This window comes from Variovorax sp. EL159, from assembly GCF_900100965.1.
GTDB lineage: Bacteria > Pseudomonadota > Gammaproteobacteria > Burkholderiales > Burkholderiaceae_C > Variovorax.
Window position 1 is genome coordinate 136,297 of record NZ_FMUJ01000008.1, and the last position, 12,758, is coordinate 149,054.

Here is a 12,758-nt window from a genome sequence, read left to right on the forward strand (position 1 = left end):
GGTCGAAGAGGGCGTTTCAGAAGTTGTGGCGGATGCCGGCGGCAAGCACGCGCACGCCGTTGCCGCTGTTGGGGGCGACCGCGATGGTCGCGAGCGAGGCCGAGGCGCCGTGCCGGTTGAGCAGGCGCAGCCAGCGCGCATAGAGCACCGTGCGCTTGCTCAGGTAGTAGTCGTAGCCCAGCGTCCAGGCCAACTGCGAGCGGTCGGTGCCGGCCACCTTGCGCTGCATGGCCTCGAACATCAGGTTCGACGAAGGCGTCACGTTGTAGGTGGTGCCCAGGCTCGCCAGCTTGGCCGCGCCGACGCCGGGCAGGCTCGAGGTGTTGCGCACGTAGTTGGCATACAACTGCAGCCCGATGGCCGGCAGCTCGTACGCGCCGCTCAAGGACTGGTAAGTGGTGGTGGCCGGCGAGGCCACGGGCGCCGCGGCCGAGCCGGAACGCGCGCGCTGGAACGCATAGGCGATGTAGTACGGCTTGCTCGCCCAGCCCACGCTGCCGCCGTAGAAGTTGCCGCTCTGGTGGCTCGGCGCGCTCGATTCGCCGGGTGCGTAGGCGATGTCCGCGAAGAAGTCGCTGCTGGCCGGCGTGCGGTAGCGCACCATGTTGCTGGCGCGCGCGGCGAAGGGCGTGAGTCCTGGCTGCGCGTCGGTGGCGGCCACCAGGTTGATCGGCGAGAACACCGAGTTGATGCCGTACGGGTCGGCCTTGAACAGCGCGTAGAACATCGGCGTGTACATGCGGCCCGCGTCGATCTGCCCCCACGGCGCCGACAAACCCACGAAGGATTGGCGGCTGAACGAAATGGCCGGCCCGGGCAGCGTGCCGGCGCCTGTGTCGGGCGCAAAGCCGCCTTCGAGCGTGAAGTGCACGCCCAGCCCGCCGCCGAGGTCTTCGGTGCCGCGAAAGCCGATGCGCGACGCCGTCTGGCCGCCGTCTTCGAGCCGCACCGACGAGGCGTTCCCCGACTTGGCCTGTGCCATGTAGAGGTCGACGGTGCCGTAGACCGTCACGCTGCTCTGCGCCAGTGCGAGCGAGGAGGCCGCCAGCGCAAGGCCGGCGGTGCTTGTCTTCTTCATGTGGTGTTGTCTCCGGTGTGGCTTGCCGTTGCGGATGCATGCCGGTGCCGCTTGTGTGCTTGTCGATGCCCGGTGCTTACGATAGAAACGACAGCGCCCCGAATCTGTCAACGCTTTGACAGATTCGTGAACATCACGGCAGGGAGAACCCGCTGGCCCGATCGACCAAGCCCCCCTCATCCATCGCGAGAGACGCCGAAGAAAACGCGGCGTTGCTGGAGCGCGCGCTGCGCTGGAACGAGCTGTTCTCGCGCTGGCCCGATGCGCGCCGCGCCGACCTGATGAAGTCGGCGCGCCTGGAGCGCTACAGCCGGCGCACGCAGGTGCTGGCGCACGACCGCCACCGGCGCGAGCTGCTGGTGGTGGTGTCGGGTTGCCTGGAGATCAGCAGCATGAGCACCCATGGGCGCAAGTACGTCAACGCCCTGCTCGGCCCCGGGCAGGTGGCGCCGCTGGTGCGCCTTCTCGACGACGTGCCGCTGGCCTACGACTACCACGCGCACGAAGATTCGGTGATCGTCCATCTGCCTTGCGACGCCGTGATCGCGGTGCTCGATGCCGAGCCGATCCTCTGGCGCGACGTGGCCAAGCTGGGCCTGCAGCGCCAGCGGCTGAGCATCGTGCTGCTGCAGAACCAGATGCTGAATTCCATCCGCGGGCGCGTGGCCGCGACGCTGATGAGCCTGATCCACTTCTACAGCGGACAGGGGGATGGCGATGCGACGCCGCTCGTGCGCCTCTCGCAGAACGACCTGGCGGCGATGCTCGGGCTGTCGCGTCAGACCATCAACAAGGAGCTGGGCCGGCTGGTGGAAGAGGGCGCGATCGACATGAGCTACAAGCGCATCCGGATCGTGGATGCCGAGCGGCTTGCGCGCATTGCCGCGGGCACCTGAGCGAACTCAGGGGTGGATCTTCTCGCCCTTGGCGAGCATCTCGACGAACTGCGCGATACGGCGGGCCCGCGTCTCGGGCTTCTTCGCGCCCTGTGTCCTGAACAGGATCGCGAAGCGGTTGCGCGCATCCAGCTTGGCGAAGAACGCGGCGGCCTTCTTGTTGGCGTCCAGCGCCGCCTGCAGGTCGGGCGGTACGGTGGCGGTGCTCGATGCCTCGTAGGCAGCCTCCCAGCGCCCGTCGGCCTTGGCACGTTCCACTTCGGCCAGGCCGGCCGGTTGCATGCGGCCCTCTTCGATGAGCCTGAGTGCCTTGGCGCGGTTGATCTGCGACCAGATGCTGCGTTTGGTGCGCGGGGTGAAGCGCTGCAGAAAGTAATGCGCGTCGTCGCTCTTGCGCTGGCCGTCGATCCAGCCGTGGCACAGCGCGACTTCGAGCACCTCGACGTAGGCCACGGTCGGAAAGCCGCTGCCCTTCTTCGCCATGCGCAGCCACACGCCGGCGGCGGTCGCGTGGTGGCGCTTGAGCCAGCGCTCCCAGCCGGCCACCGTGGGGCAGTCGACCGGCGTGTCGTGCACCACCCGCTCGGGCGCGGCCGCTGCTGCGGCCTTCACTGCCTTGGCGGGTGTCGTGCTCTTTGTGCTCTTCGTGCCCGTCGTGCTCATGGCACCCACCAGTAGCGCAGCGCGTGGAAGTAGATCGGCGCGGCGAAGATCACCGAGTCGAGCCGGTCGAGCATGCCGCCGTGGCCTTCGATCATCGAACCCCAGTCCTTCACGCCACGGTCGCGCTTGATGGCCGACATGACCAGCCCGCCGAAGAAGCCCATGAGGCAGATGGTGAGCGCCATCAGTGCGGCCTGCCACGGGTTGAACGGCGTGGCCCAGTAGAGTGCGGCGCCCAGCGCGGTGGCGCTTGCCACGCCGCCGATCAGGCCTTCCCAGGTCTTGGAAGGCGACAGCTCGGGCGCCACCTTGCGCTTGCCGAACAGCTTGCCCCACACGTACTGCAGCACGTCGCTGCCCTGCACCACGATCACGAGGAAGGCGATCAGCAGCAGGTTGCGGCCCTCGAAGCCCGGAATCTGCAGCGTGAGCAGCGCGGGCACGTGGCTGATGCAGAACACGCACACCATCAGGCCCCACTGGATCTTGGTGGTGCGCTCCAGGAAGCGCTGCGTGTCGCCGCCCAGCGCCGCCAGGATGGGCAGGAGCAGGAAGGCGTAGACCGGGATGTAGATCGAATAGAGCCCGTACCAGTCGATCCAGATCAGGAAGTACTGGCCCGGCAGCGCCACGAAGAACGCCAGCGCGATCGCGCCGTGGTCGCCGCGCCGCGTGTAGGCCAGGCTGATGAACTCGCGCAGCGCATAGAACGAGATCAGGTAGAACAGCACGATCACGCCGCCCTTGCCGAAGGCGAAGGCCAGGCCGATCACCGCCACCATCACCCACCACGCATTGACGCGCGAGTTGAGGTTGTCGATCACCGAATGCGGCTGGCCATGCGCCACGCGCCACTTGAGCAGCGCGCCGATGGCCGAGGCCAGCACCAGCACGCCGAAGACGCCGCCGAAGAGCTTGAGCGTGGTCCAGGCGAAGGGAGAAAGCTCGATCACGATGCGGCTCCTGCGTTGTTGCCGTTCTGTTCCACCCGGTCGTATTCGGGCCGCAGGTCGAGCATGGCCTGGCGCGCGCGGGCCAGGAAAGACACCTTGTCTTCGCCTTCGGCCAGCACGATCGGTGTGCCGAAGCGCACCGTGCAGGCCAGCGGAATCGGCACCAGCGTGCCCTTGGGCAGCACGCGCTTGAGGTTCTCGATCCACACCGGCACCAGCCGCACGTTGGGGCAGGCGCGCGCCAGGTGGAAGAGCCCGCTTTTCAGCGGCAGCAGGATGTCGTCGCCCGTGTTGCGCGTGCCCTCGGGGAACATGATGAGCGAGTCGCCGCCTTCCAGCGCCTCCTTCATCTGGTCGACCGGGTTGCCGCCCTGGCCCGAGCCGTCGCGCCGGATCATCAGCGCATTGAACACGTCCTTGCCGATGAAGTTGCGCAGCTTCGAGGCCTCCCAGTAGTCCTGCCCGGCCACGGGCCGCGTGAGCGCGCGCAGGTCGGGTGGCAGCGTGGCCCAGAGCAGCACGAAGTCGCCGTGGCTCGTGTGGTTGGCGAAGTACAGCGTCTGCTCGGCCTTGGGCGTGGTTCCCGACCAGATCGCGCGCACGCCGGTCAGCAGGCCGGCCACGCCGATGATCAGCTTGCCCGCGACGATGGCCAGGCCGCGCCGCAGCACGGTGCTTTCGGCCGCCTTGTCGGGCGCCTTCTCGGGTGCCTTTTCGGGCGCGGCGTCGTTCTTTTTGTTGTTGTCTTCTTCGTTCAAGAGAGGTCCTGTGTCATCAAGGCAAGGAGGAACATCGCGCTCTGGCAGGCGATCACGATGGCGTGGCGCTGCATGAGCTGCCGCGTGCCGCGCACGCGGTCGTCCAGCGGGCGCGCGGCGTGTGGCGATGGCGGTGGCTCGCGCAGCCCGAGGGCCGAGAGCGCCTTGTCGAGTGCGTCGAGCGAGGCGACGGTGTTGCGCGCGAGGCCGTCGAACAGCGCCTCGTCGAAGCGCAGCCGGAACGCGAAGTAGCGCTCCAGCGCGCCGAGGATCACGACCGCGCCGAAGCCCATGGTGGCCGTGGTCGAGAGCGAGCGCATCGTCAGCGCGAGCACCAGCGCCGAGATGCAGGTGAGCGCGAAGCCCCAGAGGGCCAGCAGCGCGGTGGCGCGCAGCAGGCCCGCCAGCGCGGCGCAGGTGGTGCGTTCGGTGTCATCGGTCATGGGGCGGTACCTCCGGCAAAGGCTTGAACGGCTCCAGCGACACCCGCCACGCGCCCCGCAGCACGATCTGCGGCCGAGCGCGGCACACCGTGTCTTCGGCCTCGGCGGGGCCGGCGGCCGGCCCGTAGCGGCCCAGCCAGGCGATCACCGCCGCGGCGCTGCGCGAGAAGCCGAGCGCGCAGCAGACCCACACTGTCGCACCGTCCGCGTTCCGGCGCTGGCCTTCGATGACCGCCGCCGCGCGTTGCAGCCGCACCGTCGGCGGCACCACGAGGTCGAGCAGGGGCACGCAGCGCGCATGCGGCACGCCGGCCGGCATCTGCAGCTCGGCGCACAGGCTCACCAGCCGGGGCTGGCCAGCAGCGAGCCATTCGGCATGCGTCGGTCGGCGGCCCAGGCGCAGGCCCGGCACCACCTCGACCGAGGCCGGCAGCTTGCGCGTCCAGAGCCACGCATTGAGCGCCGCGCCCAGCCGGTAGGGCGCGAACAGCCAGCGCGCGGCCCAGCCCATGCGGCCTTGTCCGTTCATCTGGAAGCCGCGCGCGCCCAGGCCGATGTAGTTGAGTGCCACGAGGGCCAGCGATGCCGCCGGCCATGCGAGCCACAACCACACACCGCCGCCATGCAACGCGGCGGCAAGAAAGACCACCGCACCCACGGCATAGAAACCGGCGAGCTTCCAGCGCTGCGCATCGCGCGCGACCTGCCATGCGCGCGGCATCGACATCACGCGCTCCAGCGGCCACAGCCACACGCACACCAGCCCGAGCAGTGCGCCGGTTGGAATGTCGATGAAGTGGTGCTGCCACGTCGTGAGCACCGATGCACAAATCGCGAAGGCCCACACATGCAGCACCACGCGCGCCCAGCGCAGGCGCGGCGCGCGCAGGAACTGCCGGTACCAGTCCCACAGGATCACCGCCAGCGCGATGTGCAGCGACGGCGCCTGGTTGAAGGGCTGGTCGAAGCCGCGTAGCGCGTTGAACAGAAAGGCCGGCGCACCCTCTACCGGCGGCTGCCCGAAGCTGAAGTGCAGCGGCCACACGATGAAGCAGGTACAGGCGATCAGCGTCGCGGTGACGAGCCGCAGCGCATGCCGGTCCAGCGTGTGTTTGCTGCGCGCGAGGAACAGCGACAGCGCATAGAAGACGTTGATCGTCCAGTACGGAAAGATCGTCCAGGGCCAGAACGGCACGTGCCGCTCCCAGTCGAAGGCCATCGACGGCACGTTCGCGCGCGTGGTCGCCCACCAGTTGGCGAAGCCGTAGGTCGCATAGAACAGCGGCCCCAAAAACACCAGCCATGCGGCTGCGCGCTTCCACGGACGCTGTGCCAGCCAGGCGGTCATCGGAAAGCCTCCGTGCTGCGCACTGCGGCGCGAGCTTGCTTGGGGCGGCCCGGCGCGGCGCTCATCTGCCGGTACGCACCGCCAGCGACACAGTGAAGATGCCCCACTCATCGACCCGCTGGTCGATCTTGCGGAAGCCCGCTTCCTCGACCAGCTGATCCATCTCGACCTGCGTGCGGCGGCGCATCACCCAGGCCTCGCCCTGGCGGTGGCTGGTGAGTGCGCGGGCGATCATCTCGAGCTGCGGATGCCATGGCTGGCCGGTGTAGACGAGGTAGCCGCGGTCTTCCACCGCGTCGCCCACGCCCGCGAGCGAGCGCTTGACCATCTCGTTGTCGGGGAACAGCTCGTACAGGCCTGACACCACGGCCAGCGTGGGGCGCGGCGTGACGCTCGCAAGGCTCATGCGGTCGAAGGCATCGGCCTGCACGAACTGCGCGACGTCTTCCAGGCCCTTCTCGGCGATGAGCGCGCGGCCGTCGCGCACGTTGATGTCGCTGTAGTCGCGCAGCAGGATCGACGCCGCCTTGACGGGGCTTGCCTGCACCGCGTCGAGCACGTAGCGGCCATGGCCGGCCGCGATGTCCATCACGCGCACCTCGCGGTGCATTTCGGCCAGCCGCTCCATCGCGATGCGCAGCAGCTCCTCGACGTGGATCTTGCGCTGGCGGATGCCGCGCCAGCCGATGGAGTTCAGATAGGTGTTGTCGATGGAACGGCCCAGCGCGCCCTTGCCTTCGGGGTGGTTGCGGTAGACGTAGTCGAGCGTGCTGCCCGAGTCGAAGCCGGTCGCGTGGCCGAGCGCGATGCCGCTGGACAGCGCGCCGCCGATGCGCAGGCCGCTGCGCGTCATGGCCCAGTAGAGGCCGCGCGGAGACAGCGGTGCGAGCGGTTCGGCCAGCGCGCGCGATTCGTCGGCCGTCTCGCCGCTCAGGTGCGCCTCGCGGCGGTCGACCGGCTCGGCCGGTTCGTCGAAGCGCTGCAGGATGAATTCGCGGATCTGTGCCACGGCGGGCGCACGGTCTTTTTCGCCCAGCGTGTCGTGGAAGAAGCCCGGCAGTTCGGTCTTGGTCTTGACCGCGCTGCCCAGCCGCTCGAAGAACTGGTGCTGCGGCTTGTGGTGCACCACCCAGTCGGCGCCCGAGATCAGCAGCTGCACCGGCAGCGTGATCGCGTTGGCATCGGCCACCACGCGGTCGGCCGCTTCGTACAGGTCCAGCAGGATGTTGACCGCGATGGGCCGCGAGATCAGCGGGTCGCTTTCGTAGCTGGCGATGCGCGCGGGGTCGTGCGTGAGGAACTTCGCCTTCACGTAGCTGTTGACGAAGAACAGGCCGCGCAGCTTGTGCATCAGCGCCAGGCCGGGCCGCGCGAACGGCACGTAGAGCTTGACCTTGAAGGCCGGCGAGGCCAGCGTGAGGCCGCGCACCTTGGGCGCGTAGTCGTGGGCCCAGGTGGCGATCAGCACCGCGCCCACGCTCTGCGCGACGACGTGGATGTCCTGCTCGGGCACGCCGTGCGCGCTGCCGATGTGCTGCACGAAGGTCTGCACGTCGCGCACCGAGGTGCCGAAGCTTGGGCTGTAGCCGCGCTGGCCGGGCGAGCGGCCGTGGCCGCGCGCGTCCCAGGCGAAGAAGTCGAAGTCGGGCAGGTCGAGCTCGTCGACCAGGTGCGCCATGCGCGCGCCGTGCTCGTGGCCGCGATGGAACAGCACGATGGCACCGCGCCGCGTGGCGCCCGTGGCGGGCCAGTGGCGGTAGAACAGCGATTCGCCGTCGTGCGTCTGGAAATGAAGTTCGTTCGGAACGCGTGGGGTCGTTGCAGTCATTGAGTCCCTGTGAGTCTTTCTTGTCTTGTTTTGTTGTTCAGTTGCGGCCGGCCGGGCTTGCTGGGCCTGCTGCGGCGGCATCGGCTTCGGCCAGCGCGCGGCGGATGCGGTTGACGGTGGTCCAGGCCACGAGCGCGGCCACCAGCGGCATCAGCCATGCCGTCCATCCCGGCAGCGGCCAGCCCAGCGCCACGTAGAGGCCGAGCGCGCCGAACACGAAGGCCCGGTCGCTCTTGCCCAGCGGGCCGTCGTAGCGGCGCGAGGCGCCCACCGTGGGGCCCAGCGCGCCGGCGAATTCGCTCAGCCCGGCCAGCACGATCACCGTGCCGACCCAGAACGGGCTGAACGGCAGCACCAGCGCGAAGGGAAGGTAGAGCGCGGCATCGGAGACCACGTCGGTCAGTTCGTTGAGGAAGGCGCCCAGCCTGCTTTGCTGGTTGTGCTCGCGCGCCAGCATGCCGTCGATGGCGTTGAAGGCCATGCGCAGGAACATCCATGCGGGGATGAGCCCGAAGGCCGCCAGCGAGGGTGCCGCGAAGAAGAGCCAGAGCCCGAGCACCACCGATACGACGCATGCCGCCAGCGTGACCTGGTTGGCGGTGACACCCATCGCATGCAGGCGGACCACCAGCGGCCGCAGCAGGGCCTGGAAACGCGGCTTCAGTTCGTAGATCGACACGTGCTGGCTTCCCCTCGTTAGTTATATGGCCGAAGCATTCTGCCAGTGAAGAATGGCCCCCACGCTCGGCACTTCGTGTCCTCGCTGCCCCCCGAGGGGGCCGCTCGCTTGCTTGGGGCGGCCCGGCGCGGCGCTCGGCACTAAACTCGCAGCCGAAGAACCCCGCCCATGACGATCCAGACCGACGATTTCGCACCCGCCCCCCAACGCGTGGTGTCCGCAGCCCCCGCTTCGCCCAACGAAGAGGCCATCGAGCGGGCCTTGCGCCCCAAGCTGCTCGACGAATACGTCGGCCAGGCCAAAGTGCGCGAGCAGCTTGAAATCTTCATCGGCGCCGCGCGCAAGCGCAAGGAAGCGCTCGACCACGTGCTGCTGTTTGGCCCGCCGGGCCTGGGCAAGACCACGCTGTCGCACATCATCGCGGCCGAGCTGGGCGTCAACCTGCGCCAGACCTCGGGCCCCGTGCTCGAGAAGCCCAAGGACCTGGCGGCGCTCTTGACCAACCTCGAGCCCAACGACGTGCTCTTCATCGACGAGATCCACCGCCTGAGCCCGGTCGTCGAAGAAATTTTGTACCCCGCGCTGGAGGACTACCAGATCGACATCATGATCGGCGAGGGCCCCGCGGCGCGCAGCATCAAGCTCGACCTGCAGCCCTTCACGCTGGTGGGTGCCACCACCCGCGCCGGCATGCTGACCAACCCGCTGCGCGACCGCTTCGGCATCGTCGCGCGGCTGGAGTTCTACACGCCCGAAGAGCTGGCGCTGATCGTGACCCGCAGCGCGGGGCTGCTCAAGGTCGAGACCGACGCCGCCGGCGGCTTCGAGATCGCTCGCCGCTCGCGCGGCACGCCCCGCATTGCCAACCGGCTGCTGCGCCGCGTGCGCGACTACGCCGAAGTGAAGGGCAACGGCCGCATCACCGAAGACATCGCGCACAGGGCGCTGGCCATGCTCGACGTCGATCCGCAGGGCTTCGACCTGATGGACAGGAAGCTGCTCGAAGCCGTGATCCACCGTTTCGACGGCGGCCCGGTCGGGCTGGACAACGTGGCGGCCAGCATCGGCGAAGAGCGCGACACCATCGAGGACGTGATCGAGCCTTACCTCATCCAGCAGGGCTACCTGCAGCGCACGCCGCGCGGGCGCATCGCCACGCTGGCGGCCTACCGCCACCTCGGCGTGGCCCCGCCTTCCGGCCGCGCGGACGGCCAGGACCTTTTCGGAGCCTGAGACTGGAAAGTCCGCCGCGCGGACTGGGTTTAAGGTCTTGCCCCTTCCCCCTCTGGGGGAAGGTTGGGATGGGGGCGGGCAGAGCGCCAAGTGGGTACGCCGCTTGCCCCCACCCCGGCCCTCCCCCAGCGGGGGAGGGAGAAAGTCAAAGTCAGGCAGCAGGCCTTGCGTGCCGCACGATCAACACCTGCGCCACGTAATACGTCGCCAGCACCCACAGCGACGCCAGCGGCAGCGGCACCACGAACCGGTTCGTCGCCAGCAGCGAATCGCTCAGCATGAAGAAGCATGCGCCCACCGCCACCCACCGCGCCGACGGATCGGTGTCGTGCAGCACCGCGGCCCGGCCGATGGCCTGCGCGGCCATGCAGGCGATCACCATCACATAGACGCCGACCGGGATGCGCAAGGCCGGTGGCAATCCGCCGTGCCAGAGAAACGTATACATCGCCGCACCGATCAGCAGCGTCGCCGCCAGCACGCCGCGGCGCGGGAACATGCCGACGCCGATGCGAAAGAGCGCGATGTACGCCAGGTGCGCGAGCAGAAAGCCCACGAGGCCGGGCACGAACAGGCTGGCCGGCCCCATCAGCAGCACGTCGCCCGCCAGCGAGCCGACCAGGCCCGCGAGCAGCAGCGCGTCGAAGCGACCCACCCCACCCGCCTTCATCGCCCGCCGCGCCGCGAAGAAGATGGCGATCGACAGCGCCAGCGGCTTGAAGATGTAGTGCAGCCACGCGATGTCCAGCGCCGCGCTGGCGGTGGCGAAGGCGGCGGCTTCCACCAGCAGCACCTCGGTGATCGACAGGCGCCCCTGCAGCACGCCGCCGATGGCCCACAGGCTCGCTGTCAGCGCGGCCAGCCAGACGGCCGACTGCTGCAACGGCATCTCGTCGGAAAACCAGAGGAAGACCGCCACGCCCACCAGCAACAGCAGGAACTGCAGGCCGGCAAACCATTTCACGCCGAGGCTCACCGGCGGTTCGTAGCGCGTCACCTTAGTGATGTCGAAGGCCGGCTTGGGAAAGCGCGCGGCCACGTCGGCCGGCCGCCAGCCCGGTGGCTTGAGCCACACGCGCAGCTTGTCGGCCCAGCTCTTCGCATGCCATGAATCCTTGGCCAGCGCCCAGTACACCTCGGCGTTGGCCCACAGCGGGTCCCAGCTGCGCAGCTCGCCGCGCGTGCCGTAGACGCAGCGTTCGTCTTCCTCGCGGAAGGTGCCGAACATGCGGTCCCACACGATCAGGATGCCGCCGTAGTTGCGGTCCAGGTAGTTGTCGTTCACGGCGTGGTGCACGCGGTGGTTCGACGGCGAGCAGAACCAGCGGTCGAACCAGCCGAGCTTGCCGACCTGCTCGGTGTGCACCCAGAACTGGTAGAGCAGGTCGATGAGCGACACGATGGCGAACACCACCGGCGGCACGCCCGCCACCGCCATCGGCATATAGAAGATCCAGCCGAGCAATGCGCCGCTCGATGTCTGCCGCAGCGCGGTCGACAGGTTGTAGTGCTGGCTCTGGTGATGCACCACGTGCGCCGCCCACAGCACGGCCGACTCGTGGCCCATGCGGTGCAGCCAGTAGTAGCAGAAGTCGTAGAACACCAGCGCCAGCAGCCAGCCGTACCAGGTGGTCCAGAAATCGCTGTCGGGGAACAGCGCCACCGCCGAATACACGGCGGTGTAGATGCCGATGCGCAAGAGGCCGGTGAGCACCGCGCTGATCTGGCTCAGCATGCCCAGCCCGATGCTGTTGACCGCGTCGGCCAGGCGGTAGGTGTCGTGCCCCGTGCCACGGCGTGCACGCACGCGGCCGACCGCGAACTCGATCGCGATCAGGAGGAAGAAAACGGGGGTCGCGAAAACGATGATCTGGCCAGGGCGCATCGCGCGATTGTGGCGTTGCCGCCGGGCCACACGTCACCGGGATGTCACGGGGGCGCCATCGTCCGGTCACGTGGCAGTGGGAGCCTACCCGTCCATGCAACGCGACGACGCTTTCCTTCGCGCATGGCGCGACACCGCGACCCGGGCCCCCGACCCGGAGGACGAAGACCGCGTACGCCCGCCGCTGCACTTTCGCACGCTGTGGATCTCCGACCTGCACCTGGGCACGCCCGGCTGCCAGGCCCGCGCGCTGCTCGACTTCCTCAAGCACACCGAGTGCGAGACGCTGTTCCTGGTCGGCGACATCATCGACGGCTGGCAGCTCAAGCGCCACTGGTACTGGCCGCAGGCACACAACGACGTGATCCAGAAGCTGCTGCGCAAGGCGCGCAAGGGCACGCGCGTGATCTTCATTCCGGGCAACCACGACGAGTTCGCGCGCAAGTACCTGCACCACAACTTCGGCGGCATCGACGTGGCCGAGGAATGGATCCACGAGACGGCCGACGGCCGCAAGCTGTGGATCATTCACGGCGACCTGTTCGACGGCGTGATCCAGTGCGCCAAGTGGCTCGCCTATGTGGGCGATTCGCTCTACGAATTCACGCTCAAGCTCAACCGCCACCTGAACTCGCTGCGCGCGCGCATGGGGCTGCCGTACTGGTCGCTGTCCAAATACCTCAAGGGCAAGGTCAAGCGCGCCGTGAGCTACGTGGGCGACTTCGAGAACGCCGTGGCGCGCGAGGCCCGCAAGCGCGGCGCGCAGGGCGTGGTCTGCGGTCACATCCACCATGCCGAGATGCGCGACATCGACGGCATCCTCTACTGCAACGACGGCGACTGGGTCGAAAGCCTCACCGCGCTGGCCGAGCATGCGGACGGCACGCTGGAGATCATCGACTGGGCGCAGCACATGCCGGTGCCGTCGAAGGTGCCGGCGCCGCGCGAAGCGGTCGCGGCCTGACAAGGCAAGGCTCCACCACGGCCTCTTCGG

At 68.5% G+C, this 12,758-nt stretch carries 12 protein-coding genes; 3 read left to right on the plus strand and 9 right to left on the minus strand.

What is annotated here, in order from left to right; genetic code table 11:
• Nucleotides 1-16 precede the first annotated feature (16 nt).
• The gene (locus BLQ28_RS28120; RefSeq protein ID WP_093246624.1) at nucleotides 17-1,078 is read right to left on the minus strand and encodes a porin; all 1,062 of its coding nucleotides are present in this window, start codon (nucleotides 1,076-1,078) and stop codon (nucleotides 17-19) included.
• A 212-nt stretch (nucleotides 1,079-1,290) separates the two neighbouring features.
• Here BLQ28_RS28120 and BLQ28_RS28125 point away from each other — a divergent pair, with 212 nt between their 5' ends.
• A complete protein-coding gene (locus tag BLQ28_RS28125; protein ID WP_256327489.1) occupies nucleotides 1,291-1,974 on the plus strand; it encodes a Crp/Fnr family transcriptional regulator in 684 nt (227 codons plus the stop codon).
• Between the two features lie 6 nt (nucleotides 1,975-1,980).
• Here the strand turns inward: BLQ28_RS28125 and BLQ28_RS28130 are convergent, their stop codons facing one another.
• The 7 genes from BLQ28_RS28130 to BLQ28_RS28160 all read right to left on the minus strand — a co-directional run bounded on the left by BLQ28_RS28130 (nucleotide 1,981) and on the right by BLQ28_RS28160 (nucleotide 8,646).
• The gene (locus BLQ28_RS28130; protein ID WP_371126714.1) at nucleotides 1,981-2,646 is read right to left on the minus strand and encodes a YdeI/OmpD-associated family protein; all 666 of its coding nucleotides are present in this window, start codon (nucleotides 2,644-2,646) and stop codon (nucleotides 1,981-1,983) included.
• Nucleotides 2,634-3,590: a phosphatidate cytidylyltransferase gene (locus BLQ28_RS28135; RefSeq protein ID WP_093246626.1), complete on the minus strand. Its 957-nt coding sequence runs from the start codon at nucleotides 3,588-3,590 to the stop codon at nucleotides 2,634-2,636. The genes BLQ28_RS28130 and BLQ28_RS28135 overlap by 13 nt, the downstream gene beginning before the upstream one ends.
• On the minus strand, nucleotides 3,587-4,261 hold the full coding sequence (locus BLQ28_RS28140; RefSeq protein WP_093246787.1) for a lysophospholipid acyltransferase family protein: 675 nt from the start codon (nucleotides 4,259-4,261) through the stop codon (nucleotides 3,587-3,589). The genes BLQ28_RS28135 and BLQ28_RS28140 overlap by 4 nt, the downstream gene beginning before the upstream one ends.
• An 83-nt stretch (nucleotides 4,262-4,344) precedes the next feature.
• On the minus strand, nucleotides 4,345-4,791 hold the full coding sequence (locus tag BLQ28_RS28145) for a hypothetical protein (protein WP_093246627.1): 447 nt from the start codon (nucleotides 4,789-4,791) through the stop codon (nucleotides 4,345-4,347).
• The gene (locus BLQ28_RS28150) at nucleotides 4,781-6,139 is read right to left on the minus strand and encodes a phosphatase PAP2/dual specificity phosphatase family protein (protein ID WP_093246628.1); all 1,359 of its coding nucleotides are present in this window, start codon (nucleotides 6,137-6,139) and stop codon (nucleotides 4,781-4,783) included. The genes BLQ28_RS28145 and BLQ28_RS28150 overlap by 11 nt, the downstream gene beginning before the upstream one ends.
• 61 nt (nucleotides 6,140-6,200) lie before the next feature.
• Nucleotides 6,201-7,967: a bifunctional alpha/beta hydrolase/class I SAM-dependent methyltransferase gene (locus tag BLQ28_RS28155; RefSeq protein WP_093246629.1), complete on the minus strand. Its 1,767-nt coding sequence runs from the start codon at nucleotides 7,965-7,967 to the stop codon at nucleotides 6,201-6,203.
• A 37-nt stretch (nucleotides 7,968-8,004) separates the two neighbouring features.
• Nucleotides 8,005-8,646, minus strand: a complete 642-nt coding sequence (locus BLQ28_RS28160) for a CDP-alcohol phosphatidyltransferase family protein (protein ID WP_093246630.1) — start codon at nucleotides 8,644-8,646, stop codon at nucleotides 8,005-8,007.
• Nucleotides 8,647-8,814: 168 nt separating this feature from the next.
• Between BLQ28_RS28160 and ruvB the strand changes: the two genes are divergently transcribed.
• The gene (ruvB, locus tag BLQ28_RS28165; protein WP_093246631.1) at nucleotides 8,815-9,879 is read left to right on the plus strand and encodes a Holliday junction branch migration DNA helicase RuvB; all 1,065 of its coding nucleotides are present in this window, start codon (nucleotides 8,815-8,817) and stop codon (nucleotides 9,877-9,879) included.
• 151 nt (nucleotides 9,880-10,030) lie between these two features.
• Here ruvB and BLQ28_RS28170 read toward each other — a convergent pair whose 3' ends face one another.
• Nucleotides 10,031-11,764: a lysoplasmalogenase family protein gene (locus BLQ28_RS28170; protein ID WP_093246632.1), complete on the minus strand. Its 1,734-nt coding sequence runs from the start codon at nucleotides 11,762-11,764 to the stop codon at nucleotides 10,031-10,033.
• 94 nt (nucleotides 11,765-11,858) lie between these two features.
• Between BLQ28_RS28170 and BLQ28_RS28175 the strand changes: the two genes are divergently transcribed.
• Nucleotides 11,859-12,728: a UDP-2,3-diacylglucosamine diphosphatase gene (locus tag BLQ28_RS28175; protein WP_093246633.1), complete on the plus strand. Its 870-nt coding sequence runs from the start codon at nucleotides 11,859-11,861 to the stop codon at nucleotides 12,726-12,728.
• The last annotated feature ends 30 nt before the right edge of the window (nucleotides 12,729-12,758 follow it).